Genomic DNA, 25,572 nt, shown 5'->3' with positions numbered 1-25,572 from the left:
CTGCATGCGTGCCTACCACCCCGCGCTCAACGCGCTCGGCCTGATCATCATGATCTTCGGCCTGCTGATGGGCTTTCCGCTCGTCGTCTCGGCCTGGCTCGACGACGGCGCGACCCTCGCCTACGACCAGGCGATCTTCGTCACCTTCGTCGCCGGCCTGCTGCTGTGGGCGGCGACCCGCAGCCGGCGCCGCGACCTGCGGGTGCACGACGGCTTCTTCCTGGTCGCCGCCACCTGGGTCGTGCTGCCCCTGTTCGGGGCGCTGCCGCTGCTCGCCTACCTGCCCGAGCTGCGCTTCACCGACGCCTACTTCGAAGCGGTCTCCGGGCTCACCGCGACCGGCGCGACGGTGCTCAGCGGGCTCGACGCGATGCCGGTGTCGATCAACCTGTGGCGCACGTTCATGCACTGGATCGGCGGCATGGGGGTGATCGTGCTGGTGGTGGCGATCCTGCCCCTGCTCGGCATCGGCGGGCGGCAGATGTTCAAGGCCGAAGTGCCGACGCCGATGAAGGACTCCAGCCTCACCCCGCGCATCACCGAGACCGCCAAGGGCCTGTGGCTCGCCTACGTGCTGCTCACCATCGCCTGCGGCCTGAGCCTGTGGGGGGCCGGGCTCGAAGGCTGGGATGCGGTGATCCACGCCTTCTCCATCGCCGGCCTCGGCGGCTTTTCGAGCAAGGACGCCTCGCTCGGGCATTTCCAGAACCTGGAGGTGGAGATCGTCGCCATCGTCTTCGCCCTCCTTGCCGGGCTGAACTACGCCACCCACTATCTCGCCCTCGTGCGGCGCTCGCCCCGGCCTTACCTGCGCGACCCGGAAATCCCCTTCTACTTCGGCGTGCTCGCGGTCAGCATCGTCCTGCTCACCGCCTACCTGATGCGCTTCGAGGCCCACGCCGATCTCGCCACCACGCTGCGCTACGTCGCCTTCCACGTGGTGTCGATTTCCACTTCGCTCGGGTTGTCGACCTACGACTACACCCTGTGGCCGATGTTCGCCCAGGTCTGGATCCTGTTCCTCGGCAGCTTCATCGCCTGCTCGGGCTCCACCGGCGGCGGCATCAAGATGATGCGGGCGATGATCCTGTACAAGCAGGTGTTCCGCGAAATCGTCCGCTCCCTGCACCCGCACGCGGTGCGCCCGGTGCGCCTGGGGGTCAAGCCGGTGCCCGAGACCATCCTCCACGCCGTGCTCGGCTTCAGCTTCATGTACATGGTGTCGATCGTCAGCATGACCCTGCTGCTGTCGGCCACCGGGCTGGAGCTGATCACCGCGTTCTCGGCGGTGGTGGCCTGCCTCAACAACACCGGCCCGGGGCTGGACGCGGTCGGGCCGGCTTCCAACTACCAGGCCCTGAGCGCGTTCCACAAGTGGGTGCTGGCATTCACGATGATCCTCGGCCGGCTCGAAATCTTCACCTTCCTCGTCGTCCTGACGCCGACCTTCTGGCGGCGCTGAGCGCCCGGGGCGCGCGTTCCGGTCGTGCTTGACGGACGACAAGGCCAACTTCGCGCACAAAAGGGGATAATCGCGGCTCGTGCCCGAATCGCAGAAACAAGGACTCGCCGTGAGCCGCCTGAAAAACGACACCTTCCTGCGCGCCCTGCTGCGCCAGCCGACCGACTACACTCCCGTCTGGCTGATGCGCCAGGCCGGACGCTACCTCCCCGAATACTGCGAGACGCGCAAGCGCGCCGGCAGCTTCCTGCAGCTGTGCAAGAGCCCGGCGCTGGCCTGCGAAGTCACCCTGCAGCCGCTCGCGCGCTACGAGCTCGATGCCGCGATCCTGTTCTCCGACATCCTTACCGTGCCCGATGCGATGGGCCTGGGGCTGTATTTCGCCGAAGGCGAAGGCCCCCGCTTCGAGCGCCCGCTCAAGGACGAATGGGAGATCCGCAATCTCACTGCGCCCGACCCCCACGCCGAGCTGCAGTACGTGATGGATGCGGTCGCCGAGATCCGCCGCGCGCTCGACGGCAGCGTGCCGCTGATCGGTTTTTCCGGCAGCCCGTGGACGCTGGCCTGCTACATGGTCGAAGGCGGCTCCTCGGACGACTACCGCAAGGTCAAGACCCTGGCCTACAGCCGCCCGGAGCTGATGCACCACATCCTCGAGGTTACCGCGCAGGCGGTGGTGAAGTACCTCAACGCCCAGATCGAGGCCGGCGCCCAGGCGGTGATGGTGTTCGACTCCTGGGGCGGGGTGCTGTCCGAGGCGGCCTACCGCGAGTTCTCGCTGCGCTACCTCGAGCAGGTCGTCGCCGGCCTGATCCGCGAGCGCGACGGCCAGCGCGTGCCCAGCATCGTGTTCACCAAGGGCGGCGGCCTGTGGCTGGAGTCGATCGCCGCGATCGGCTGCGACGCGGTCGGCCTCGACTGGACCATGGACATCGGCCGCGCCCGCCGCCTGGTCGGCGACCAGGTGGCGCTGCAGGGCAACCTCGATCCCAACGTCCTGTTTGCCCCGCCCGAGGCGGTCGCCCGCGAAACCTGCCGCGTGCTCGACGCCTTCGGCAACCACCCGGGCCATGTCTTCAACCTCGGCCACGGCATTTCCCAGTTCACTCCCCCCGAGAACGTCAGCGTGCTGGTCGATACCGTCCACCAGTACAGCCGCAGCCTGCGCACGGCGCGCTGAGCGCGGGCCGCCGCGGTACGCCCGGGGGAACAAAGGCGGCCGCGGCCCGGCCATCTGTCAACGACAGAATTCCAATTTTTTTCTTGACCCAGTGCGCGGCAAGCCTCGGCCTTCAGGCTGGGGAAGGATAGCGCGGACGCCGTAGGCGTCTTTTCGGCGATTAGTGTGGCGTCTTCTGCTGTTCGATGTACTGGCGGATGATCTCGATAGGTGCTCCGCCGCAGCTTCCGGCGAAGTAGGATGGCGACCACAGCGCACCGCCCCACAGTTTCTTGCGGATGCTCGGATCGTTTTTCTTGCGGATCATGCGGCTGGAAACGCCTTTCAGGCTATTCACCAGCGCCGACACGGCCACCTTCGGGGGGTAGTTCACCAGCAGATGAACGTGATCGTCCTCCCCGACGGTATTTTGTCACGAAGACCAAAAGCACATGCATCAGAAAGACGCAGTGTCTTCCGTGTCGGATATCGTTGTCGTTGGTCATAGGCAAAAATATACTATCCGCATGCAACGTCTCCAAGCCTTCAAATACGAACTGATGCCGACCGGCGAGCAGCAGCGCGACATGCGCCGTTTCGCTGGGTCGTGCCGGTTCGTGTTCAACAAGGCGTTGGCGTTGCAGAAGGAGCGCCACGAACAGGGCGAGAAGAAACTCGGCTACGCCGGGCTGTGCAAGCTGCCTACCGAGTGGCGCAACGGCACCGAGACGCCGTGGCTCAAGGACGCGCCGACGCATCCGCTACAGCAGACGCTCAAGGATTTGGAGCGGGCGTACACCAATTTCTTCGCCAAGCGGGCCGCCTTCCCGCGCTTCAAGAAAAAGGGCCAAGGCGACAGCTTCCGATATCCTGACCCGAAGCAGAGCAAACTCGATCAGTCCACCAGCCGCCTTTTCCTGCCCAAGCTCGGCTGGCTGCGCTATCGCAACAGCCGCGATGTGCTGGGCGAAGTGAAGCAGGTCACCGTGTCCGCGAGCGGCGGCAAATGGTTCGTCAGCATCCAGACCGAACGCGAGGTCGAGCAGTCCGTCCCCAACGGCGGTGCGGTCGGCATCGACATGGGCATCGCCCGCTTCGCCACGCTGTCGGACGGCACGTTCTACACCCCGCTCAACAGTTTCAAGCGACATGAAACAGCCTTGCGCAAGGCGCAGCAGGCCATGAGCCGCAAAACCAAATTCAGTAGCAACTGGAAAAAAACGAAAGCCAGAATCCAGCGCATCCATTCCCGCATCGGCAACGCACGCCGCGACTACCTGCACAAGACCACGACCACGATCAGCCAAAACCACGCGATGGTGTGTATCGAGGACCTGCAGGTACGGAACATGTCCAAGTCGGCGGCGGGCACGGCAGAGGCGCCGGGAAGAAACGTTCGGGCCAAGTCTGGCCTGAACAAGTCCATCCTCGATCAGGGCTGGTTCGAGTTCCGGCGGCAGTTGGAGTACAAGGTGGCGTGGAGAGGCGGGTATCTCATCGCTGTGCCGCCGCAGAACACGAGCCGCACCTGCCCGTGCTGCGGTCATGTGTCGGCGGACAACCGGAAAACGCAAGCCCGGTTCGCGTGCGTGGAATGCGGTTTCGAGGAAAACGCCGATGTGGTCGGCGCGATCAACATTCTCAGGGCGGGACACGCCCGTTGCGCCTGTGAAGTGAGTGGTGCAGTAATGCCGCCAGCAGCAGGAACCCGCCGAAGCGACTCACACCGGTTCGATGCCGGTGGGAGCGCCGTAGGAATCCCCCGACTTTAGGCGGGGGAGGATGTCAATTGTGCACATCCGGATGCTTCGCCACCTCCTCCCGAGGCCGTCACTTCCAGTTATCCGGCATATTTTACAAGTCATTGATAAATAAAGATTTTCATAAAAGCGCAATGTTGCAGCACGGTGGCGGAATAGCCGTACTGACGGCACTTTCAGCGCGATTCACCCAGCTTTCCCACAAACTTATCCACAGCTTTTGTGGACAAGCCTGCACTCCGGTTCGATGCCAGATACTTGGCAGGTTTTTTCTCCGGCAGTTCTCATGAACCCGGCGCAAGTGATTGATCCAGAATGAATTTCAAGATTCATCCGGGTTTGAAATGAGTATAGTCCGTGTCGCCCTGCCGGTGCCGCTGCCGCAAGTGTTTGATTATCTTGCCCCGGACGCCACCGCGGCCGACGTCGGCCGCTGCGTGACCGTCCCGTTCGGGCGCGGCGAGCGCAACGGCCTGATCCTCGCCCTGGGGGCGGCCGCCGCCATCGAACCCGCCCGTCTCAAGACGGTCCGCCACATCCAGCGCGAAGTCCCGCCCCTGCCGGCGGACTGGCTGGAGCTGGTCGATTTCGTCGCCCGCTACTACCACGCCCCGATCGGCGAAGTGGTCGCCCTCGCCCTGCCGCCCGGCCTGCGCCGCGCCGACGGAGTGAGCGGCGAGGACGAGGACCCCTTGCTGCAGATCGCCGCCGCGGGGCGCGAGGCCTTGCACTCCCCCCGCCGCGCGAGCAAGGCCCTGGCCCTGCTGCAGACCCTGGCGGCGGCCGGCGCAGGGCCCTGGCGGCGCAGCGTGGTGCGTGCGCTCGAGGGCGGCGAGGCGGTCGGCGAACTGCTGCGCCGCGGCTGGGTCGGGGGTGCGGAGCGCGTCGCCGCGCGCCATGCCACCGGCGCCCGGCCCGAGCCGACGCCGGAGCAGACGCAGGCGCTGGAGGCGATCCTCGGCGCCGGGCCCGGCTTCAAGCCCTGGCTGCTGCACGGCGTCACCGGCAGCGGCAAGACCGAAGTCTATCTGCGCCTGGCCGCGCACCTGCTGGCGCAGGGCCGGCAGGTGCTGATGCTGGTGCCGGAGATCGCCCTCACGCCCCAGCTCGAGCGCCGCGTGGCGCAGCGCTTCGCCGCCGCGCACGTCGTCAGCCTGCATTCCGCGCTCGCCGACGGTGCGCGCTCGCGCGGTTTCGTGCAGGCGCTCGCGGGCGAGGCCGACATTGTCCTCGGCACCCGCCTGGCGGTGTTCGCGCCGCTGCCGCGACTGGGCCTGATCCTCGTCGACGAGGAGCACGACGCCTCCTACAAGCAGCAGGAAGGGGTGCGCTATTCGGCGCGCGACCTCGCCGTGTGGCGCGCGCGCCAGCGCGGCGTGCCGGTGGTGCTGGGCTCGGCCACGCCTTCGCTGGAAACCTGGTACCACGCCCGTAGCGAGCGCTATGCGCTGCAGACCCTGAGCCAGCGTGCGCTCGCCGCGACCCTGCCGGCGGTACGCTGCATCGACACCCGCCGCCTGCGCCTCGACGAAGGCCTCAGCCCGGCGCTGCAGGCGGCGCTCGGCGAGCGCCTGGAGCGCGGCGAGCAGAGCCTGGTGTTCCTCAACCGCCGCGGCTATGCGCCGGTGCTGTCGTGCCCGTCCTGCGGCTGGGTCAGCCGCTGCCCGCACTGCTCGGCGAACCTCGTCGTCCACCTCGCCGACCGCCGCCTGCGCTGCCACCACTGCGGCTGCGATGGGCCGATCCCGTCCGCCTGCCCGAGCTGCGGCGACCAGGACATCCGGCCTTTCGGGCGCGGCACCCAGCGCGTCGAGGCGCGCCTCGCCGAGCTGTTCCCGCAGGCCCGGGTGCTGCGCGTCGACCGCGACGCCGCGCGCACCCGCCGGCAGTGGGAAAGCGTGCTCGCGACCATCGCCGAAGGCGGCGCCGACATCCTCGTCGGCACCCAGATGATGGCCAAGGGCCACGACTTCCCCAACCTCACCCTGGTCGGCGTGATCGGCGCCGATGCCGCGCTCCACGCCGCCGACTTCCGCGCCCCCGAGCGCCTGTTCCAGCAGCTGATGCAGGTCGGCGGCCGTGCCGGGCGCGGTGCCCTGGCGGGCACGGTGCTGATCCAGACCGAATACCCGGCGCACCCGCTCTACCAGCAGCTGGCGCGCCACGACTTCGACGCCTTCGCCCGCATGGCGCTGCAGGAGCGGCGCAGTGCGGGCTTCCCGCCGTTCACCCACCAGGCGATGCTGCGCGCCGACGCCCCTGCGCTCGACGCCGCCGTCGACTTCCTGCGCCATGCCCGCCGCCTGGCCGAGGAGTGTGCTCCCGAGGGCCTGCGCCTCTACGATCCGGTGCCGATGCGGCTCACCCGGCTGGCGCGGCGCGAGCGCGCCCAGCTGCTGATCGAGGCCGACCAGCGCGGCGTGTTGCAGGGCTTCCTCGCCGGCTGGGTGGCGCTGCTCTACCGCCAGCGCACCGTGCGCGAGCTGCGCTGGCAGCTCGATGTCGATCCGCTGGAAGTGTGAGGCGGGCCCGCCGGCATCCGGGGGCGGACTCAGCGCTGCTCGGCGAGCATCCGTCCGAGGCGCTCGATCGCCTGTTCGTGGGCGGCGGACCAGGGGTGGCCGAAGTTCAGCCGGAGGCAGTCGCGGTAGGCCCGCCGCGGCGAAAACATCGGCCCCGGGGCGAGGCTGATGCCCTCGTCGAGCGCCCGCCGGTGCAGCGCCAGGGTGTCGGCCCACGGCGGTAGCTGGACCCAGGTGAAATAGCCGCCGCGCGGCCGGGTGATGCGGCTGGCTGCGGGGAAATGGCGTTCGAGTGCGGCCGCGAGCCGGGCTTCCTGGCGTTCGAGAGTGGCGCGCAGGCGGCGCAGGTGGGGGTCGAAGGCGCCGCTGCGCAGGAAATCGGCGAGGGCGATCTGGACCGGGACCGTGGTCGCGAGGCTGGTGGCGATCTTCAGGCGCTGGACTTTCTGGGCGAAGCGCCCGGCGGCGACCCAGCCGACCCGGTAGCCGGGCGCGAGGCACTTGGAGAAGCTCGACACGTGGAGGACGAGCCCGCTGCGGTCGAGCGCCTTCATCGCCAGCGGTGCGCGGCGGCCGAAATACAGCTCGGCGTAGGTGTCGTCCTCGATCAGCGGCACGTCGTGGCGCTGCAGCAGCGCGAGCAGCGCGGGGCGCTGGTCGTCGGGCACGAGCGCGCCGAGCGGGTTCTGGAAGTTCGGCATGAGCACGCAGGCTTTTACCGGGTGCACACGCAAGGCCTGCTCGAGCGCGGGCAGGCTGACGCCGTCGCGCGGATGGGTCGGGATCTCGACCACCCGCAGGTGGAGGCGCTCGATCGCCTGGAGCACGGCGTAAAAGGCCGGCGACTCGACCGCCACCAGGTCGCCGGGCCGGGTCAGCGCCTGCAGGCACAGGTTGAGCGCCTCCATCGCTCCCGAGGTGATCACGATCTCGTCGCCGGCCACTGCCGTGCCGCCGTGCAGGTAGCGCAACGCGATCTGACGGCGCAGCTCGTCGTTGCCCGGCGGCAGGTCGGTGACGGTGGCGCGCGGGTCCATGCCGCGCGCGGCGGCGGCGAGGCAGCGGCCGAGACGCTCGAACGGAAACAGGAACGGGCTGAGGAAGCTCGAGCCGAGGGGTACGACCGCCGGGTCGCGGGCCGACTCGAGGATCTCGAAGATGAAGTCGCTGACCTTGGGTGCGGTCGAGCGGCCGGCGGGGCGGGTGAGGCCGGGTGCGGCGAGGGTGTGATGGGGGCGCACGAAGTAGCCCGACTTGGGCCGCGCCTCGACAAGCCCGCGGCTTTCGAGCCGGTGATAGGCCTCGAGCACGGTCGCCGGGCTCAGCTGGCGGGCGCGGCAGGCCTGGCGGATCGAAGGCAGGCGTTCGCCCGGGCGCAGCACGCCGTCGCGGATGTGCTGTTCGATGTCCAGTGCCAGGTGCTCGTAGAGGTGCATCGGTCGATTGTATGCCGCGCCCGGCGCTGTTACGGTCGCCGATGCGGGCGGCTGTACCTGTGAAACGGCGGCCGGGTGGCGAATAATGCGGAATCGGGGATCGACGGAAAGGCGGATCGGCATGACATCGGCAGCGTTACCGGAATACCACGCAGGCGACGCGGAACGCGGCATCGGCCGTACCTCCGGCAGGGTGCCGGGCAACGCCGGCATCTGGGTCGGCATCACCTGCGAGTTCGTCGAGTTCCTCGTCCTGTTCGCCGTCTATTTCGTTGCCCGGGCGAACTTCCCGCAGGCGTTCGAGGACGGCGCGCCGCGGCTGTCGGCCACTGCCGGAGTGGCGATCACCTTGCTGATGGTCAGCAGCAGCTTCCTCATCGCCTGCTCCGTGGCCACGATCCGCGCCGGCCGGCGCGGGCGCTCGATCGCCTTTCTCGTCGGCGGGCTCGTCCTTGCGCTGGGCTACCCGCTGGTGAAGCTGCTCGAAATCCGCTGGAACCTCACCCAGGGCATCGACGGCGAGTCGGGAATCTTCTTCACCGTGTATTACTACCTGACCTTCACCCACCTCGTCCATGGCTTCTGGGGGATCCTCGGCATCCTGTGGGTGCTGGGGCGCCACGCCATCGGCGCCTATTCGGCGCACAACCACGACGGGCTGGAAGCGTTGGCGAGCTACTGGCACGCCACCGACATCATCTGGCTGATCATCTTCGCCCTTTGCTACGTGCTGCCCTGAGCCATGCGAACCGACTCTTCCACGCCGTCGACGGCCCTCCTTCCGCTCGGCCTCGCCTGGCTGTTCCTCGTCGTCATGACCGTGTTCAGCCTGTGGCTGGTGCGCTGGCTGGGCCCCGCGTCCTGGGTCCAGCTTCCGGTCGCCGCGATCATCTGGCTCAAGGGCTGGGTGGTGGCGCGGTACTTCATCGAGTCCCACCAGACCCACCCGTTCATCGCCTGGGTGATCCGGATCTTCCTTCTCGGCGTGCCGCTCGCCCTCGTCCTGACGACCTGGTTCGGCCCCCAGCTCGCAGGGCTGACCGCGGCACGCTAGCGCGCCGCCCGCGGGGGCGGGTGAGCGGACGGGCGCTCAGCCGACCCGATCGACCGCGTCGCGGTAGCGCTCGACGGCTTCCTCGCGGCTGCGCGCGCTAACCCCGAGGTCGCGCACCATGCCGTCGTGCAGGCTGTAGCACCAGCCATGGACGGTGACGTTCTGGCCGCGCTGCCAGGCCTCGCGCAGGATCGACGTCTGACAGACGTTGACCACCTGGTGCATGGCGTTGAACTCGCACAGGCGGTTCAGGCGCTCGGTGGTGTCGTCGATGCGCGCCAGGCGTTCGTCGTGGCGGTCGCGCACGTCCTGGATGTGGCGCAGCCAGTTGTCGGTGAGCCCGGTGCGGTTGTCGTGCATCGCCGCCCGCACGCCGCCGCAGCCGTAGTGGCCGACCACCAGGATGTGCTTCACGCGCAGGATCTCGACCGCGTAATGGATCACCGACAGGGCGTTGAGGTCGGTATGCACGACGACGTTGGCGATGTTGCGGTGGACGAAAACTTCGCCCGGCGCGAGGCCGATGACCTGGTTCGCCGGCACCCGACTGTCGGAGCAGCCGATCCACAGGTACTCCGGGCTCTGCTGGGTGACCAGGCGGGCGAAATATTCCGGATCGTCGGCCTGCATGCGCTCGGACCAGGATTTGTTGTTGGCGAAGAGGTGTTCGATGGACTGGGCCATGATGATCAGCCGGTGGAGGACGGGAATGTGGACAAACAGCTGGATTATGAAGGAGCGCTTCCCTGTTTGTCAGCGCATCCGCTGCATGCACATCAAATTCCCGTTCCCCGGTTGCGGCCGCCTCCGGCGGCCGTGTTTCAGTGCGCGATCGGCGTGAAGCCAGGGTCGTCGAAGTAGCGTGCGTAGTGCTCGAGCGCGCCGATCACGGTGACCGCGCCGGCGCGCGGCTGGCGGTGGCCGTCGGCGTTTTCCATCGCGCTGGCGCCTTCGAGCAGATCGGCCACCACGAGGTGGAGCTGGGCGTCGGCTGCCGGGCTCAGCCGGCAGTTCTCGACCATGTAGGCGACTTCGCCATTCACCCGCTTCGCCAGCGCCTGGTAGCCGGCGGCAGGCAGGCGGTCGGCATGGATGTCCTCGAGCCGGGCGGCGAGGTCGTTGCGGATGTTCGCCATCGCCTGCGCGAGGGGGGCGTCGATCGCCCACTTCTTGCCATGATCGAGCTGCAGCGTGGCGCTGGCGCTGGCGCTGACGTTGGCGGCGGGGGCGTGGGTGTGAGCCTGCGGGGCCGCCGAAGCGGCCCAGGCGCCGCCTGCCGCGCTGCCGAAGAAAAGGCCGAGGGCGGCGGCGAGCGCCGAGGCGTGTACTTGAAATTTCATGATTCCTCCGTGTCGTGCGCCGTTTCCGGGAGGCGCAGACAGGAGTATCCGCGCGCCGCCTTAAACCGCCCTTAAAGTGGCGCCGACCCGTCCGCCGCTGGCGGAAAGCCGACCCGCACGGTCAGTCCGCGGCCGCGGGGGCCGTCATCGAGAGTGAGCGTGGCGCGGTGCAGTTCGGCGATCCGGCGCACGATCGACAACCCCAGGCCGCTGCCTTCCCCGCGGTGGTCGGGGCCGCGGTGAAAGCGTTCGAAGGCCTGTTCCCGTGCCGCGGGGGCAATCCCCGGGCCGCTGTCGGTGACGCGCAGCAGCGGATAGCCGCTGCGCGCTGCGTGCGCCTCCTCGACGGCGAGATCGACACGCCCGCCCGGCGGGGTGTAGCGGACGGCGTTATCGACCAGGTTGCGCAGCAGCACCGCGAGCAGCAGCGGGTCGCCGTGCACCGTGCGCTCGTCGCCCGGCAGCAGGCCGAGGTCGATGTTCCGGCGCGCGGCGAACGGCGCCTGGGCGGCGACCGCGTCGCGTGCCAGCGCCCGCAGGCCGATCGGCTGCGGCCGTTCGAGGGCGGTCTGGGGGTCGAGGCGGGCCAGGGTCAGCAGCTGCTCGACCAGCCGGGTCGCGCGTTCGGCGCCGCCGACGACGTTGGTGAGCGCGCGCCGGGCCTGGGCGCGGTCGTCGGCGTTGAGCGCCACTTCGGCCTGGGTGCGGATCGCCGCCAGCGGGGTGCGCAGCTCGTGGGCGGCATCGGCGGTGAACCGGCGCTCGAGTTCGCGCGACTGGCGCAGGCGGGCGAACAGCGCATTCAGCGCCTGCTGCAGGGGCAGGACCTCGCGCGGCACGCGGGCGAGCGCGAGCGGGGCGAGGTTGTCGGGCGCGCGCTGCTCGACTTCGCCGGCGAAGCGCCCGAGCGGGGCGAGGCCGACGCCGACGGCGAGCCAGATCGCCACCGCCAGCCCGGGGACGGCGAACAGCAGCGGGTGCAACAGGTGGCGGGCGATGCTCTCGGCGAGCGCGGCGTGCAGCGCTGCGGTGGCGGGCGTGGCGGGGAGGTGGGTGCCGAGCATGGCGTCGATCTCGTGACGCGCATCGAGGTAGCTGAAGGCCGCGGTCGCCCCCCAGGCGAGCAGGACGGCCGCCGCCAGCAGGGCGATCAGGCGGTGGCGCAGGGAAGGCGGGCGGGAGGGGCGAAATGGGGTCATGAGCGCCCCCGGGAAACAGCTTTGCCGTTTCCGCCCCCCGAGGGGGACAAGACCACTTGGGGCGGCCCGGCGTTTTCTTGAGAGGGCTCGTCCTCGATCAGGTAGCCCACGCCGCGCACGGTGCGGATCAGCCCGGGGGCGAGCTTGCGGCGCAGGTGGTGGATGAACACTTCCACCGTGTTGCTCTCGACTTCCTCGCCCCAGCCGTAGAGCTGCTCTTCGAGCTGCGCCTTCGACAGCACGCGGCCCTTGCCCAGCAGCAGGGCGTGGAGGATGGCGAACTCGCGTGTGGTCAGCGTCACCGCGTGTCCGTTGAAGCGCACCTGGCGGCGGCCGGGGTCGAGCTGCACGTCGCCGCAGCTGAGCAGCGGTGCCGCGCTGCCGCTCGCGCGCCGCACCAGGGCGCGCAGCCGGGCCTGCAGTTCGGCCAGCTCGAACGGCTTGACGACATAGTCGTCGGCGCCGGCATCGAGGCCGGCGACGCGGTCGGCGAGGGCGTCGCGCGCGGTCAGGATCAGGATCGGCAGATCCAGCCCCGCAGTGCGGGCGCGGCGCAGCACGTCCATCCCGGACAGGCGCGGCAGGCCGAGGTCGAGCACTGCCGCCTGGTAGACGCCGGTGTCCAGGGCATGGGCCGCGGCGCTGCCGTCGCGCGCCCAGTCGACGGTGAAGCCGGCCTGTTCGAGGCCGGCCTGGATACCATCGCCGAGCAGTTCGTCGTCTTCGACGAGCAGGATCTTCATCGTTGCCGTCCTTCCTTGCGCACTCTTTACCGGTCCTTCGTACCCTGTGCCTGCGTCCCGCCCGCGCCGCAGCCGCTTCGGCGGCCGCGGCGCGTCAGGCGCGCGGCTTCAGCGCAGCTCGAACGCTTCCTGGTGGAAGCGCAGCCGCCGCCCCCAGGCACGGGCCAGCCCCGCGCGCAGCTGCTCGGCGAATCCGCGCGGCCCGCAGAACCAGACTTCAGCGCGCTGGCGCGCGTCGTGCAGTGCGGACAGGCGCTCGGCGGTGAGCAGGCCGTCCGTGCTGCTGTCGTGGATGTGCAGGGTCACCGAAGGCAGTCCGGCGCACAGGGTTTCGAGGCGGGCGACGAAGGGGTCGTGGGCGCGATCGCGGGTACTGTAATGCAGGTCGGCGGCCGGCGCCTCGTCCGGGTGGGCGTGCAGGGCCTCGAGCCAGGCGAGGAAGGGGGTGATGCCGATTCCGCCTGCGACCCAGATCTGGTGCGCCTGGCGGTCGTGGCGGCCGAGGACGAAGCGGCCGTAGGGGCCTTCGACGGTGACCGCCTGGCCGACCGCGATCCGGTTCGAGAGCTGGCGGGTGTAGTCGCCCAGGGCCTTGATCTGGAAGCGCACGCTGCGGTCGCCACGGTCGGCGCTGGCGATGGTGAAGGGGTGCGCGCCTTCGAAGCGTTCGAAGCCGACGAAGGCGAACTGCCCGGCACGGTGCCCGCGCCACTCGCCGTCGAGGCGGCAGGTCACTTCGGTGATGTCGGGGGCGGGCGAAGACAGCGCGGTGACCACGCCGTGCACGCGGCGCTCGCGGCCGATCCGGCCGCCGAGCGAGAGCGCCGCGGCGACCGTGCCGGCAGCCAGCAGCAGGGCGAGCAGCGCGCCCGCGGGCTGGGTCCAGTATTCGACCGGGGCGAGCACCGCGGCATGGAAGGCGAGCATCAGGTAGAGCACCGGCATGGCGCGGTGAAGGTGGCGCCAGAATTTGTACGGAAAGCGCTTCAGCAGGCTGAGCACGACCATCGCCAGCATCAGGTAGATGGCGAACTCGCCGAGCTCCTCGCCGGCTTCGCGCAGGTTTTCGAGCAGGCCGCCGGATTCTTCCCCGTGCGGGCGCTCGCCGCGGCCGAAGATCGACTTGAGCAGGTCGTCGGACAGCTCGATCAGCCAGTGCAGCGCGGCGAACACGCCGGCGAGGATGCCGGCCCACTTGTGCACGCGGAAGATGCGGTCCAGCCCGCCGAGCGGGCGTTCCAGCCAGGCCGGGCGGGTGGCGAGCACCATCGCCAGCGACATCAGCCCGATCGCGAGCAGGCCGCTGAGGTAAAGCGCCTGCTCGCGCACCGCCCACGGCAGGGCGCCGGCGGCGGAGTCGAGGGCGGGGATGCCCACGCCCCAGGCGAGGACGATGAGGCCGATGAAGGCCGACAGTGCGGGAATCATGGCAGTGGCTCCGGAAGAAAAGGCGGGGCGCCGGCGCGATGCGGCGCCCCGCGGGGGCGGCTTACTTGGTGGCGGGGGCGGTGGGGTTGGTGGCGCGCTCGGCGGCGGTGCCTTCGATGACGTCGCCGGTGTAAGGATCGACGCTCAGCCGGGTCCGGGGTTCGTCCGCGCTGCGGTTGTCGTCGCGCCGGCTGCGCTTGACGTCGGTGTCGAGGACGTCGCCGCTGTGGGGGTCGATCGCCAGCTTCACCCGCTGCCCTTGGGCATCGGTGGCCTTGGCCTGGTAGTGGTCGCGTTCGCGCTCGATCTCCTGGATGTCGCGGTAGCCGGTGGCTTCGAGCTTGACCTGGACCTGGTGCACCGTCAGCCACGAGGCCTGATCGGTGTTGCTGCGGTCGCCCTTGCTGCGCTTGACTTCGGTGTCGAGGACGGCGCCGGTGAGCGGATCGACGTCGATTTCCACCCGCTGTCCTTGCGCATCGGTGGCCTTGACTTCGTACTTGTCGTCGTCGCGCTCGATCTTCGTCAGTTCGCGATAGCCGAGGGCTTCGAGCTTGAGCTGAACCTCGTGCAGCGTCAGCCAGCCGTCCTGACCGGTGGTGGCGGCAGTGCCGAGGGTGCTGCCGGTGCCGTTCTGGGCGAGGGCGGGGATGAGCACGGCGCCGCCGGTGAGGATGCCGGCGCCGAGGAGGAGGGTGGCGATGAGAGTGGTGGCACGCATGATGGCTTCTCCGGTTGCGGTGGGTCGCGGTCTTTCCTTCGACCGTGGCGCCATCCTGCGCCGGCGGGTCTGAACCGATGCTGAAGCGCGCGTTCATTTCCGGTTCACGTTTCGGGTCATACTTTCGCCTCCGGCCGGCGCCGGTGACGAAGCTGCGCAGGGCGCTGGAGCGCCTGTGCGCACTGCGCATCCGGCGGCCGATTGACGACCGATCGAAAAGGAGAGCACCCCATGACCCCCGAGCAAGCCCGTTCCATCATCGCCGTGTGCCTAATGGCCGCCTTCGCCGACGGTGCCCAGGACGGCAGCGAGCGCGAACACGTGCGCAAGGTCGCCGAATCGCTCGGTCGCGACGCCGAGATCGACTTCATCGCGCTGTACCAGGACGTGCTGCTCGGCCGTCTCGGCCTCGAGGCGGTGGTCGCTGCGCTCGACAGCGCGGCGCTGCGTCAGCTCGCCTTCGAACTCGCGGTCGGAGTGTGCGAGGCCGACGGCAGCCGCAACCCTCAGGAAGCCGCCTTCCTCGAACGCCTCGCCGCCCTGCTCGGACTCGAGCGCGGCGCGGCCGGGCGCTTCGTCGATGAGGCCGAAGCGCTGGCGCAGGCGCCGGTGATCGAGGCGCCGGTGATCGAGGCGCCGGTGACGGAGACTGAGGGCGCGGCGCCTGCTCCGGCGTCCGCCGCCATCGACCGGGGCGAGCTCGAACGCATGATCCTCAACGCCTCGATCCTCAACGGCGCCCTCGAGCTGCTGCCGCAGTCGATGGCCTCGATGGCGATCATTCCGCTGCAGATCCGCCTCGTCTATCGCATCGGCAAGGCTCACGGCTATGAGCTCGACCGCGACCACATCAAGGACTTCCTCGCCACCACCGGAGTGGGGATGACCGGGCAGTACGTCGAGCAACTCGGGCGCAAGCTGGTCGGCGGCCTCCTCGGCAAGGCCTTCGGCAAGCTCGGACGCGCGATCGGCAGCCAGGCCACCGGCTCGGCGTTCTCCTTCGCCACCACCTACGCCATCGGCCAGGTCGCGCTGCGCTACTACGGCGAAGGCCGCCGCCTCGACGCCGCCGGCCTGAAGGCGATGTTCGCCCGCCTGTTCGAGCAGGCGCGCGGCCTGCAGGCGAACTATGCGGGGGAGATCGAGCAGCGCGCGCGCACGCTGGACCTGGGTAAGCTCACCGCCGAACTGCGCGCCTCCTGACGACAGCGTCTCGCCCACACTCCGTATCGCGGGGGGTGGGCGATCTCGCCGCCGCTACGCGTAATCGCCGTCGCCGCCGCGGTCGTCTGGAATCGCGGGAGCCTTGCCCGGCAGACACAAATCCTCACGCTCATTTGGTTTTGCCATCAGATGCGCTTCCGCTCCCCCGCGTTTCCGCCATTCAAAAGGAGGAGGTGGATGCATTTCAGAAATGGTCGGAATGTCGGTTTATCAAAATCGGCTTCAATTCTATTCGCTGAATAAGTCGAAGATTAACGTCCGAAGCCACTTGCTGCCTTCTTCTTGATGATGCTTGGTATGCCAGAAGATATTTATCTGTATTTCCGGCAGGGTGATTGGGTGCGGTACGTAGCTCAATGGGAAAGAGGATGCAAGGCGTTCTGCAATTTTATCAGGGACTGTCGCGATAAGATTCGTTTCTTTAAGGATGTATGGCAATGCTACGAAGTGGGGCACGCGTAGCCTGACATTTCTCCGGATGGCTGAGTTCTCCATCAGTTCATCCGTCTTCCCATGCCCGGTGCCAGCCGAAATCACGACAACGTGCTCTGCGTTGGCGAACTCTTCGAAACCGAACGGCTTTCCGTCGAGCGGATGTCCTTTGCGGAAAAGGCAGCAATAGCTCTGCCGGAAAAGTCTGCGCTGATAGAAATCACTCTTGAGATCGGGCAGTAGACCGATAGCAAGGTCGACCTTGCCTTCTGCCATTTCTTCTTTCAGGTTGACCTTGCTATTCCTGACGGTGCTGATTGTTACCCCCGGGGCTATTTTTGCAATCGATCCGATCAGGAATGGCAAAAAATAAATTTCACCTATATCGGTCATTGCGATGGTGAAGCGCCGAGAGCTGGTTGCAGGATCGAATGTAGAGCGCCGGATCAGAGTCTGCTGGATCATGGCCAACGCTTCGGAGATCGGCTCTGCCAGCTGCTCTGCATAAGGAGTCGGCTGCATTCCACTGCATGAACGGTAAAACAGCTCATCCCCGAGTAGTTTCCGCATGCGATTGAGAGCGCTGCTTACCGCCGGCTGGGAGAGGTCCAGTGACTCGGCAGCCTTGGTGACCTGACGGTCTCGAAAGAGCTGCTGGAAGACGATCAGCAGGTTTAAGTCGATGTTTTTCAAGTCCATGTTTCTCAGTATTCATACCATAAATAGTGAATATAAATCCGCGCTCTTCAGGAACATCCAGTGGCGAGTAATAATAAAATCTAATCGATCGATCGATTTAAATTTTAGCAGTGTCCGCCCATGATGGCTGTTCCCTTTGGATTGTGCGAGGAGAGAAATTGATGTTGCCGAAACATATCGACACTTGGCAGATGGTTCGTCCTGGAGATCTCGTCCGTACAAAAATTCCAATGCCCGATATTAAGCCGGGTGAATCCGTTGTAGAAATCAATGGGTGCGGAGTATGTCATACGGATTTGTCGTATTTTTACATGGGGGTTCCTACTGTACAGACTCCGCCGTTGTCTTTAGGCCATGAAATCAGTGGAGTCGTCGTTGGGGGGGAGTCGTCCCTCATGGGGCGTGAGGTGATCGTGCCGGCGGTGATCCCGTGTGGGGAGTGCGAACTATGCCGAAGTGGTCGCAGTAATCGCTGTTTGTCCCAGCAGATGCCGGGCTATTCCATGGGTATTTACGGCGGCTTCTCGAGTCACATTGTAGTTCCCTCTAAATTTTTATGCGTCGTGGAAAATAGGGGTGCCATCCCGCTCGAACACCTGTCGGTGGTCGCCGACGCGGTGACCACGCCTTACCAGGCGGGTTTGCGCGCCGGTCTTAAACCGGGCGACCGGGCGATCGTGATCGGGGCGGCCGGCGGGGTGGGTTCATTCATGACGCAGGTCGCGAAGGGCATGGGCTGTGCGGCCGTCGTCGGGATCGACATCAACGAAGAAAAACTGCAGATGATGCGCGGTTACGGTGCCGACCACGTCATCAATCCGAAGGGCCTCGGCCACAAGGAAGTGAAGGAGCGGTTCAAGGCGTTCTGCAAGGAACAAGGCCTGCCTTCGGCTTACGGCTGGAAAATTTTCGAAGTCACCGGGACCAAGGCGGGGCAGGAGCTGGCCCTTTCCCTGCTGTCCTTTACCGGCACCTTGGTGATTGTCGGTTATGGCACGGAGCAGACTACCTACATGCTCTCCCGGCTCATGGCTTTCGACGCCGAGATCATCGGTACCTGGGGTTGTCCGCCCGACAAATACCCGGATGTGCTCAATATGTGCGTTGACGGACGGATCGCGCTCGCGCCCTTTGTGGAAACACGCCCGATGAGCGAAATCAGTCATGTCTTCGAGCAGGCGCACCATGGCGAGCTCAACAAACGTGTGATTCTGACCCCCGACTTTTAGGAAAAAGCATGAAACCCGGTGAAAAAAAGCTTCCCTATCTATTCCAGCCCGGCCAGTTCGGCCGCTTCAAGATCAAGAACCGCATCAAGTACGGTGCGTGCTGTGTGTCCAACTACAATACCCGTGACGGCTTCATTACCGAACGGGAGCTGGCCCGCGTCAAAGTGATTGCCAGCACCGGCTGCGGGATCATCACCAACCAGGGCGCCTATCCCGACCCTCTCGGTGAAGGCAAGGCCTATTTCCGCCAGGTTGCGATCTACGACGACAAGTTCCTCCCCCAGTTCGAGAAGATCGCGGCCATGATCAAAGATCAGGGCGCCATGGCGATCCAGCAGATCCTGCACGCCGGGCGCTATGGCGGCATCGACCTCGGCTACTGCATCCAGCCCTCCGATGTTCCACAGACGCTGCCGCATTTCCGGCCGCCGAAGATCATGACCCGGGAGGAAATCCGCGATTGCGTGCGCCAGCATGCCGACGCAGCCAAACGCTGCATCCGCGCCGGTTTCGACGGTACCGAGATCACCAGCTTCATGGGCTACCTGCTGGCCAACTTCAATTCCCGTTTCACCAATCAGCGTACCGATGAATACGGCGGCTCACTCGAGAACCGCGGCCGCTTCATGCGCGAACTAATCGACGGCATCAAGCAGGCCACTCCTGACAATCCCCTGATCGTGCGCCTGAACGGCGCCGAGTTGATGGACAAGTGGGGTGGGAACACCGAAGACGAATGCTTCGAGCTGATGCAGCAGGCGGTCGACTGCGGCGTCGACATGATCTCGGTGACCGTCGGGTGGCAGGAGGCGCCCGAGTCTTCGATCGGCCGTGATATTCCGCCTGGATACTGGAACTATCTTTCGGAACGGGCCAAGAAAATGTTCCCGGATACCCCGATCACCTTCGGCAACCGGCTGCCCGACCCGCGCATGGCCAATGACTGCATCCGCGACGGTGTCTTCGATTTCTGGGAAGTCTGCCGTCCGCTGCTCGCCGATCCGGAGATGATCCACAAGGCGGCGGAAGACCGCCTCGACGAAGTACGCCGCTGCGTCGGTTCGCTCAACTGCCTGTCGCGCCTGTTCCGCGATCTGCCTTACACCTGCACGATGAACCCGGCACTCGGCCATGAGGTCGAGCCTGAATATCACGTCACCCCCGCGACCGTGAAGAAAAAAATCATGGTGATCGGTTCTGGCCCGGCGGGGATGGAATGTGCGATCACTGCGGCGAAGCGTGGGCACGAGGTCACCGTGTTCGAAAAATCCGATCGTATCGGAGGCAATCTCTACGCCTATGCGAATAATGACTTGGCACGCCCGGATGATCTGCACTCGATCATCGGACACTACGAGGCGGTGGCAAAGCGGCTGGGCGTCGAAATCCGGCTCAATACCGAAGTGCACGCCAAATTCATGCGCAGTGTCCTGCATCAGTACGACGCCTGCATCGTGGCGGCAGGGGCTCGTATCGATCATGAGGCCTTTGCGCACTTGGAAGGGCACGAGCGGCTTATCGATGCTCTTGACGTTGCCCATGGAAGGGTCCAGGCCGGGCAGAAAGTGGTGGTGATCGGTGGCGGCAAGATCGGCTTGACGGTGGCCGAATTCCTGCGCAAGAACGGCGCCGAAGTGACCGTCGTGGAAAGGGAAAAACGTATCGCTGGGGACATCAAACCGTCGTTCAAGTGGCGCCATAGTTCCTGGGTTGAAGAGCTCGGCATCACCTGCCTGACGAGCAGTCGTGTGACCAGGATCACCGCGGAAGGGGTGGCGGTAATCAACGACAAGGGCGAAGAAAAATTTGTTCTTGCGGATACGGTGCTGCTTGCTGCTCCGCGTAAACCGAATCATGAGTTGTTCCACGAGTTCGAGTGGATGATCGACGAACTGCACGGTGTCGGCGATGCCTTGATTCCGCGGGGGCTGGAGCAGGCGATCCAGGAAGGCTTCCGGATGGGAGTCAGGATATGAGTTCCGCAATGCTTCCCGGCCCTCAAGCCTGGCGGCTTGCGGCGGAAAACCGGGCGGATCTCTTCCAGGCACTCGATCCCGGGGCGCGCATCGGTCTGGTTGCACGTGGCTCGCCCGAGAAAATGCTGGTCTGGGAGTCGAGTGACCATGCCGTCGAGGCCAAAGACATGCCGTTCAAAGGGTATGGCGCTGCGGAAGTGGACATCCTGCTTGCGGCAGACAACGATGCCCTTGAAAAAATTGTCGTCGCCACCGAAGGACCATTGTTCGAAGTCCTGCGCGCAGGAATCCGGTCGGGCTCCGTTGTGTGCTACATGCTGCGCCGTCGCTGCGACCTGGAAACGAAAGGCTATGACGAAATCCTGGAGGCGCTGGGGTTCGTTTTCATGGGTGCCTGCCGATGATATTTCAGAACCCGCAGGGTGCGCCGGAGCTGGCGTGTGACCATTGTGGCTGCAGGTGGGTCGATCGGATAAAAGAGGCATGCTACGAATGTGGCGCGCCTGTTTCCAAAAAGTCACAAGCCGAGTTTCGTCAGGCGCTGAAGCAGCATTTGGAAAAAAATGGAGTCAGGCTCAAGCAGTAATGTCGATTGGCTGAACCCCGGGCCGGCAGATCGAAGGGCAGTTTTGCATTTTGCCCAGGCCACGCAACACATTGTTCTTACGGCGGGCCATCGGCGCTGGTTACGCTGGTGGTCCGCCATGGATGAGCCTGTTTTTACCGAATGTAGCGTATCGGCAAAGGAAAATTAGGCATGAACATCAAGATTGTGGGTGCGGGACCGGCTGGCCTGTATTTTGCAGCGCTGATGAAGAAGCACGATCCACGGCACAGAATCGATATCTTCGAACGCAATTCCCGTGATGCAACGTGGGGGTTCGGTGTCGTTTTTTCAGATCGAGCGCTCGATTTTCTGCGCGCTGACGATGAGGCGATTTATGAATACCTCATGCCAAACCTCGAAACATGGTCACAGATCGCAATTGCACACAACGATACGCGAATAGGTGTTTCCGGAAATGGGTTTTCTTCCATCGGACGATTGGAACTCCTGACCCTGCTATACGAGTACGTGGAAAGGCTGGGCGTGAAGATTCATTTCAATACGAACATCACGAATCTGGCTCAGCTCGGAGAAGCGGATCTGATCGTCGCTGCGAACGGCGCATTTTCCTGGATCAGGTCCGAGAATGAAGAGAAGTTCGGGACTACGGTCGATTGGCGTCCGAACCGGTTTATCTGGTATGGAACAAGTAAAACATTCAACAGCCTGACGCTGACATTCCGGGAAACTGATGTTGGCGTTTTTTGTGCCCATCACTATCGTTATAAGCCGGACATGAGCACCTTCCTCGTCGAAGTCGAAGAAGGAACATGGGAGCGCGCCGGCTTCGAAACGATGGCGCCGGATCAAACGATAAATTATTGTGAGCGCGTATTCAGGAATGATCTCGACGGTCACCCGATCATCTCCAACAATTCCTACTGGCGCAAATTTCCTGCGGTGTGGAATGAACGCTGGAGTTTCGATAATGTCGTTCTGATCGGCGATGCGTTACGCACTGCGCATTTCTCGATCGGCTCGGGGACGCGTCTTGCGATGGAGGATGCAATAGCGCTCTTCAGGGCACTCAGGGAATGCGGCCCCGACCTGCAGCGGTCTTTCTCCCGCTTCCGCGAAATGCGCCTGCCTGCGGTGAAGAAAATATGGGATGCCGCCAACGTGAGCATCCGCTGGTATGAGGATATGAATCGGCGGGTCAGCACGCTTACGCCGGTCGAACTCGCTTACGACTACATGACACGTACCGGCCGCCTCGATCACGCAGAAATCCGCCGATGTGATCCGCGCCTGGCCGCCGCCTACGAAGCGCTTCATCCGGAAGTCATCCAAGGGTGAGTTGCTGGAGTCGCGCATAAGGTGCTGCGACTTTGCCTGGTGGCATTAATCTTTCCCATTTTGATTGGCCAGTTTCCTGATGCTGCCAATGTGCGGCGGTGGAATTCATATTGATAGGTTTCCCAGCGAAGATGTCGCTGAGGTGCCTGTTACGGAACTTGTTTGTTAATTGGAAAACATTGTCGATAAGTTCCGCAGGACTGTGTTGTCTTTGAAAGCCCATGCCCCGTCGTTTTTCTGAAAACTATTCGTTTGATTGATTAAAGCAATTCGATTGATTTGTTGAGTCTGCCGGAGAACGGTCCTAAGGTGTCATCCAGGCAATTACATCTGTAATTGCCACTCGAAATGGAGAGAAGCGATGCTTTCAGGATGCGTTCCCTGGGATGAAAAAACTGCCCGATATTATCGTGAGAAAGGATATTGGGAGGATATCGGTATTGCCGACATGGTTGAACGGGGGGCTTCTGCGCATCCCGAAAAACTGGCCATCGTCTCCGGGGATAAAAGAATTACCTATGGCCAAGTGATGGATGCGGTCAATCGCCTGGCCTGCCGTCTTGTCGAGGCCGGCCTCAGAGCGACTGATCGCGTCGTAATCCAGTTGCCGAACTCGCCGAATTTCATATATTCCTATCTGGCGCTTACCAGAATAGGGGCAATTCCTGTAATGGCATTGCGCGCCCATCGGCATACAGAGGTTCGCCATTTCATCAATGCTTCGGGTGCGGTTGGATATTTCATACCTGACGAAATAAACAATTTCGACTACCGGCAGATGGCGGAATCTTTACGCCCAGAGTGCCCGGGGCTGAAATACGTTCTGGTCGATGGTGAGGCTGGCTCCGGACAGCATTCACTGAAAAAGATGATTGAAGAGGAAGTCGAGCAGGAAAGAGTAGCCGAGGCTCTCGGTGATATCCGCATCAACCCGGATGAGGTAGCAACAATGCTCCTTTCCGGTGGGACGACCTCGATGTCCAAGCTGATTCCCCGGACGCACAATGATTATGTGCTGAACGCCAGGTTGTGCGGGCGAGCCGCAGATTTCGACGGCAATACCGTTTTTATGGCGATTCTTCCGCTTGGCCATAATTACAACCTTGCTTCACCCGGTATCCTGGCAACTTTCTATTATGGCGGGGCGGTTGTTCTTGCTCCCTCTGGAGATCCGGATGAGGTTTTATCTCTTGTGGAGCGGGAGGGTGTCAGTGTAATTGCTGCGGTTATTCCATTGATTGCAAACTGGCTTAATTCAAATGCAATGGACAAATATGATCTGTCCTCGCTCAAGGTGGTCCAGAACGGTGGCGCCCGGCTGCCGCCGGATCTGAGAAAACAAATCGCTCTTCGCCTGGGGGCGACCCCGCAAGAAATTTTCGGAACTGCGGAGGGGCTGATCAATATGACTCGCCTCGACGACCCGGAGCATTTGCTGCTGGAAAGTTCAGGGGCGCCGGTTTGTGAAGACGATGAAATCAAAGTTCTGAATGAAGAGGGGTTGGAAGTCAAGGATGGCGAGCTTGGAGAGCTGGTAGTCCGCGGCCCATACACCATTCGTGGCTATTTCAATTCACCCGAGGTGAATGCCGGCGCTTTCACTCCCGATGGTTTTTATCGAATGGGAGATATCGTATATAAGGAAGGGCGCTATGTGTTCGCAGCGGGAAGAAAAAAGGATTTCATAAACCGGGGTGGTGAAAAAATAAGCTGCGAGGAAGTGGAAGATATCATTCTCCAACACCCGAAAGTCTTTCAGACTTCATTGGTTGCCATGCCGGACGATATTTTTGGCGAGCGGGCCTGTGCTTTTGTAAGGCCGAAATTTGGAGAAATGATATCGCTGGATGAGCTGGTCGAATTCATGCGTTCAAAGAAAATTGCCAGTTTCAAGTTGCCTGAGAGGCTTGAAGTCATTGACGAATTTCCAGTCAGTCCGGTCGGAAAGATCTTGAAAAAGCAACTGAGGGAAAATATCGCAACCAAGATTTCCGCTGAAAAGGAGAAGTCGCTAACGAACTGATTTTGTTTTCTTATGCTGCACAAGAGGAGACACATATGAACGAAAAGAAACTGATGCAGTGCGTGGCCGGTATCGCTGGCGTGGGGTTGACGGTCCTGCTGCCGATGGGCGGCGCCTACGCGGCGGACAAGGTCAAGGTCGGCCTGATGCTGCCCTACACCGGGACCTACGCCTCGCTGGGCAATGCGATCACCAACGGGTTCAAGCAGTACGTGGCCGAGCAGGGCGGCAAGCTGGGCGGGCGCGAAGTCGAATACTTCGTCGTCGATGACGAGTCCGACGCCGCCAAGGCCACCGAGAACGCCAACAAGCTGGTCAAGCGCGACGAGGTCGACGTGCTCGTGGGCACGGTGCACTCGGGCGTGGCGCTGGCGATGGCCAAGGTCGCACGTGACACCAAAACCCTGACGATCATCCCCAACGCCGGGGCGGACGAGCTGACTGGCGTGCTATGTGCGCCCAATGTATTTCGCAGCTCCTTTACCAACTGGCAGCCCGCCTACGCGATGGGCAAGGTGATGGCCGAGCGCGGGCACAAGAAGGTTGTGACGCTGACTTGGAAGTATGCTGCCGGGGAGCAGTACGTAGCCGGCTTCAAGGAGGCCTTCGAACAGGCCGGCGGCAAGATCGCCAAGGAGCTCTACCTGCCTTTCCCGAACGTCGAGTTCCAGCCTTTCCTGACCGAGATCGCCGGCCTCAAGCCCGATGCGGTGTTTGTGTTCTTCGCCGGCGGCGGCGCGGCCAAGTTCGTCAAGGATTATGACGCGGCAGGGCTCAAGAACAGCATCCCGCTGTACGGCTCGGGTTTCCTCACCGACGGCACGCTGGAGGCGATGGGCGGTGCGGGTGAGGGCGTGATGACCACCCTGCACTATGCCGACGGCCTCGATACCGAGAAGGACAAGACCTTCCGCACCGGCTACGCCAGCGCCTACAAGATGCAGCCCGACGTCTATGCGGTGCAGGGCTATGACGCCGCCCAGCTGCTCGGTGCAGGCCTGGCCAAGGCGCCGGCGGGCAAGTTCGACAAGGATGCGGTGATGAAGGCGATGAGCGCGGCCACGGTCGACAGCCCGCGCGGTGCGTTCTCCCTGTCGAAGGCCAACAACCCGGTGCAGGACATTTACCTGCGCAAGGTCGAAGGTAGTCAGAACAAGGTGGTCGGTATCGCTGCCTCCAAGCTGGCCGATCCGGCACGCTATTGCCGCATGAACTGACCAGGCAGACTGCCGCTGTCCGCTCCTGCCGGATGCCCGGCTGCG

The 25,572-nt window shown here is 64.3% G+C and carries 21 protein-coding genes and 1 pseudogene; 13 read left to right on the top strand and 9 right to left on the bottom strand.

Features of this window, described 5'->3' with window-relative positions; translation table 11 throughout:
- Nucleotides 1-4 precede the first annotated feature (4 nt).
- Nucleotides 5-1,462, top strand: coding sequence for a TrkH family potassium uptake protein (locus tag Tharo_RS17095; protein WP_107222236.1), 1,458 nt, complete (start codon nt 5-7; stop codon nt 1,460-1,462).
- A 109-nt stretch (nt 1,463-1,571) separates the two neighbouring features.
- Nucleotides 1,572-2,642, top strand: a complete 1,071-nt coding sequence (hemE, locus tag Tharo_RS17090) for a uroporphyrinogen decarboxylase (protein ID WP_107222235.1) — start codon at nt 1,572-1,574, stop codon at nt 2,640-2,642.
- A 160-nt stretch (nt 2,643-2,802) separates the two neighbouring features.
- Here hemE and tnpA read toward each other — a convergent pair.
- Nucleotides 2,803-3,127 (bottom strand): annotated as a pseudogene (gene tnpA, locus Tharo_RS17085) (IS200/IS605 family transposase).
- On the opposite strand from tnpA, the gene Tharo_RS17080 reads away from it, so the two are divergent.
- On the top strand, nt 3,074-4,393 hold the full coding sequence (locus tag Tharo_RS17080) for an RNA-guided endonuclease InsQ/TnpB family protein (protein WP_245880956.1): 1,320 nt from the start codon (nt 3,074-3,076) through the stop codon (nt 4,391-4,393). The pseudogene tnpA and the gene Tharo_RS17080 sit on opposite strands and share 54 nt — an antisense overlap.
- 332 nt (nt 4,394-4,725) lie before the next feature.
- Nucleotides 4,726-6,903 (top strand): primosomal protein N', encoded by a 2,178-nt coding sequence (locus Tharo_RS17075; protein WP_107222233.1) that lies wholly within the window; start codon nt 4,726-4,728, stop codon nt 6,901-6,903.
- A 29-nt stretch (nt 6,904-6,932) separates the two neighbouring features.
- Here the strand turns inward: Tharo_RS17075 and Tharo_RS17070 are convergent, their stop codons facing one another.
- On the bottom strand, nt 6,933-8,339 hold the full coding sequence (locus Tharo_RS17070) for an aminotransferase-like domain-containing protein (RefSeq protein WP_107222232.1): 1,407 nt from the start codon (nt 8,337-8,339) through the stop codon (nt 6,933-6,935).
- A 121-nt stretch (nt 8,340-8,460) separates the two neighbouring features.
- Between Tharo_RS17070 and Tharo_RS17065 the strand changes: the two genes are divergently transcribed.
- A complete protein-coding gene (locus tag Tharo_RS17065; protein WP_211309631.1) occupies nt 8,461-9,078 on the top strand; it encodes a cytochrome c oxidase subunit 3 family protein in 618 nt (205 codons plus the stop codon).
- Between the two features lie 3 nt (nt 9,079-9,081).
- Entirely contained in the window at nt 9,082-9,393 is a 312-nt protein-coding gene (locus Tharo_RS17060; protein WP_107222231.1) for a hypothetical protein, read from the top strand.
- 36 nt (nt 9,394-9,429) lie between these two features.
- On the opposite strand, the gene can is transcribed toward Tharo_RS17060, so the two are convergent.
- The 6 genes from can to Tharo_RS17030 all read right to left on the bottom strand — a co-directional run bounded on the left by can (nt 9,430) and on the right by Tharo_RS17030 (nt 14,824).
- Nucleotides 9,430-10,077, bottom strand: a complete 648-nt coding sequence (gene can, locus Tharo_RS17055; protein WP_107222230.1) for a carbonate dehydratase — start codon at nt 10,075-10,077, stop codon at nt 9,430-9,432.
- A 137-nt stretch (nt 10,078-10,214) separates the two neighbouring features.
- A complete protein-coding gene (locus Tharo_RS17050; protein ID WP_107222229.1) occupies nt 10,215-10,733 on the bottom strand; it encodes a hypothetical protein in 519 nt (172 codons plus the stop codon).
- 71 nt (nt 10,734-10,804) lie between these two features.
- The gene (locus Tharo_RS17045; protein WP_107222228.1) at nt 10,805-11,932 is read right to left on the bottom strand and encodes an ATP-binding protein; all 1,128 of its coding nucleotides are present in this window, start codon (nt 11,930-11,932) and stop codon (nt 10,805-10,807) included.
- A complete protein-coding gene (locus Tharo_RS17040) occupies nt 11,929-12,675 on the bottom strand; it encodes a response regulator (protein WP_107222227.1) in 747 nt (248 codons plus the stop codon). Before Tharo_RS17040 ends, Tharo_RS17045 begins: the two co-directional genes overlap by 4 nt.
- Before the next feature lie 108 nt (nt 12,676-12,783).
- Nucleotides 12,784-14,103: a ferredoxin reductase family protein gene (locus Tharo_RS17035; RefSeq protein WP_107222226.1), complete on the bottom strand. Its 1,320-nt coding sequence runs from the start codon at nt 14,101-14,103 to the stop codon at nt 12,784-12,786.
- Nucleotides 14,104-14,164: 61 nt separating this feature from the next.
- Entirely contained in the window at nt 14,165-14,824 is a 660-nt protein-coding gene (locus Tharo_RS17030; RefSeq protein ID WP_107222225.1) for a PepSY domain-containing protein, read from the bottom strand.
- A 231-nt stretch (nt 14,825-15,055) separates the two neighbouring features.
- Here Tharo_RS17030 and Tharo_RS17025 point away from each other — a divergent pair, with 231 nt between their 5' ends.
- A complete protein-coding gene (locus Tharo_RS17025; protein WP_107222224.1) occupies nt 15,056-16,027 on the top strand; it encodes a YcjF family protein in 972 nt (323 codons plus the stop codon).
- Between the two features lie 249 nt (nt 16,028-16,276).
- On the opposite strand, the gene Tharo_RS17020 is transcribed toward Tharo_RS17025, so the two are convergent.
- Entirely contained in the window at nt 16,277-17,179 is a 903-nt protein-coding gene (locus Tharo_RS17020) for a LysR family transcriptional regulator (RefSeq protein ID WP_107222223.1), read from the bottom strand.
- A 161-nt stretch (nt 17,180-17,340) separates the two neighbouring features.
- Here Tharo_RS17020 and had point away from each other — a divergent pair, with 161 nt between their 5' ends.
- From had to Tharo_RS16990, 6 genes are all read left to right on the top strand, one after another.
- Nucleotides 17,341-18,408, top strand: coding sequence for a 6-hydroxycyclohex-1-ene-1-carbonyl-CoA dehydrogenase (gene had / locus Tharo_RS17015; protein ID WP_107222222.1), 1,068 nt, complete (start codon nt 17,341-17,343; stop codon nt 18,406-18,408).
- A gap of 8 nt (nt 18,409-18,416) precedes the next feature.
- Nucleotides 18,417-20,384 carry an FAD-dependent oxidoreductase gene (locus tag Tharo_RS17010; protein WP_107222221.1) on the top strand — a complete coding sequence of 656 codons (1,968 nt, stop codon included), beginning with the start codon at nt 18,417-18,419 and terminating at the stop codon, nt 20,382-20,384.
- Entirely contained in the window at nt 20,381-20,788 is a 408-nt protein-coding gene (locus Tharo_RS17005; RefSeq protein ID WP_159051731.1) for a hypothetical protein, read from the top strand. Before Tharo_RS17010 ends, Tharo_RS17005 begins: the two co-directional genes overlap by 4 nt.
- Nucleotides 20,789-21,141: 353 nt before the next feature.
- Entirely contained in the window at nt 21,142-22,287 is a 1,146-nt protein-coding gene (locus Tharo_RS17000; protein ID WP_107222219.1) for an FAD-dependent monooxygenase, read from the top strand.
- A 361-nt stretch (nt 22,288-22,648) separates the two neighbouring features.
- Nucleotides 22,649-24,310 carry a (2,3-dihydroxybenzoyl)adenylate synthase gene (locus Tharo_RS16995; RefSeq protein ID WP_107222218.1) on the top strand — a complete coding sequence of 554 codons (1,662 nt, stop codon included), beginning with the start codon at nt 22,649-22,651 and terminating at the stop codon, nt 24,308-24,310.
- 35 nt (nt 24,311-24,345) lie between these two features.
- Nucleotides 24,346-25,527 carry an ABC transporter substrate-binding protein gene (locus Tharo_RS16990; RefSeq protein WP_107222217.1) on the top strand — a complete coding sequence of 394 codons (1,182 nt, stop codon included), beginning with the start codon at nt 24,346-24,348 and terminating at the stop codon, nt 25,525-25,527.
- The last annotated feature ends 45 nt before the right edge of the window (nt 25,528-25,572 follow it).

The sequence above is a fragment of the Thauera aromatica K172 genome (assembly GCF_003030465.1).
Lineage (GTDB): Bacteria > Pseudomonadota > Gammaproteobacteria > Burkholderiales > Rhodocyclaceae > Thauera > Thauera aromatica.
The sequence above is the reverse complement of the archived record's forward strand: the minus strand, read 5'-3'. Positions and strand labels throughout refer to the sequence as shown.

Coding starts and splice junctions, on each gene's coding strand:
- Tharo_RS17060 (WP_107222231.1), top strand. CDS start 9,082: ATGCGAACCGACTCTTCCACGCCGTCGACGGCCCTCCTTCCGCTCGGC.
- Tharo_RS17025 (WP_107222224.1), top strand. CDS start 15,056: ATGACCCCCGAGCAAGCCCGTTCCATCATCGCCGTGTGCCTAATGGCC.
- Tharo_RS17040 (WP_107222227.1), bottom strand. CDS start 12,675: ATGAAGATCCTGCTCGTCGAAGACGACGAACTGCTCGGCGATGGTATC.
- Tharo_RS17030 (WP_107222225.1), bottom strand. CDS start 14,824: ATGCGTGCCACCACTCTCATCGCCACCCTCCTCCTCGGCGCCGGCATC.
- Tharo_RS16990 (WP_107222217.1), top strand. CDS start 24,346: ATGAACGAAAAGAAACTGATGCAGTGCGTGGCCGGTATCGCTGGCGTG.
- Tharo_RS17045 (WP_107222228.1), bottom strand. CDS start 11,932: ATGACCCCATTTCGCCCCTCCCGCCCGCCTTCCCTGCGCCACCGCCTG.
- Tharo_RS16995 (WP_107222218.1), top strand. CDS start 22,649: ATGCTTTCAGGATGCGTTCCCTGGGATGAAAAAACTGCCCGATATTAT.
- Tharo_RS17035 (WP_107222226.1), bottom strand. CDS start 14,103: ATGATTCCCGCACTGTCGGCCTTCATCGGCCTCATCGTCCTCGCCTGG.
- Tharo_RS17095 (WP_107222236.1), top strand. CDS start 5: ATGCGTGCCTACCACCCCGCGCTCAACGCGCTCGGCCTGATCATCATG.
- Tharo_RS17010 (WP_107222221.1), top strand. CDS start 18,417: ATGAAACCCGGTGAAAAAAAGCTTCCCTATCTATTCCAGCCCGGCCAG.
- had (WP_107222222.1), top strand. CDS start 17,341: ATGTTGCCGAAACATATCGACACTTGGCAGATGGTTCGTCCTGGAGAT.
- Tharo_RS17005 (WP_159051731.1), top strand. CDS start 20,381: ATGAGTTCCGCAATGCTTCCCGGCCCTCAAGCCTGGCGGCTTGCGGCG.
- Tharo_RS17065 (WP_211309631.1), top strand. CDS start 8,461: ATGACATCGGCAGCGTTACCGGAATACCACGCAGGCGACGCGGAACGC.
- Tharo_RS17020 (WP_107222223.1), bottom strand. CDS start 17,179: ATGGACTTGAAAAACATCGACTTAAACCTGCTGATCGTCTTCCAGCAG.
- can (WP_107222230.1), bottom strand. CDS start 10,077: ATGGCCCAGTCCATCGAACACCTCTTCGCCAACAACAAATCCTGGTCC.
- Tharo_RS17075 (WP_107222233.1), top strand. CDS start 4,726: ATGAGTATAGTCCGTGTCGCCCTGCCGGTGCCGCTGCCGCAAGTGTTT.
- Tharo_RS17000 (WP_107222219.1), top strand. CDS start 21,142: ATGAACATCAAGATTGTGGGTGCGGGACCGGCTGGCCTGTATTTTGCA.
- Tharo_RS17050 (WP_107222229.1), bottom strand. CDS start 10,733: ATGAAATTTCAAGTACACGCCTCGGCGCTCGCCGCCGCCCTCGGCCTT.
- Tharo_RS17080 (WP_245880956.1), top strand. CDS start 3,074: ATGCATCAGAAAGACGCAGTGTCTTCCGTGTCGGATATCGTTGTCGTT.
- Tharo_RS17070 (WP_107222232.1), bottom strand. CDS start 8,339: ATGCACCTCTACGAGCACCTGGCACTGGACATCGAACAGCACATCCGC.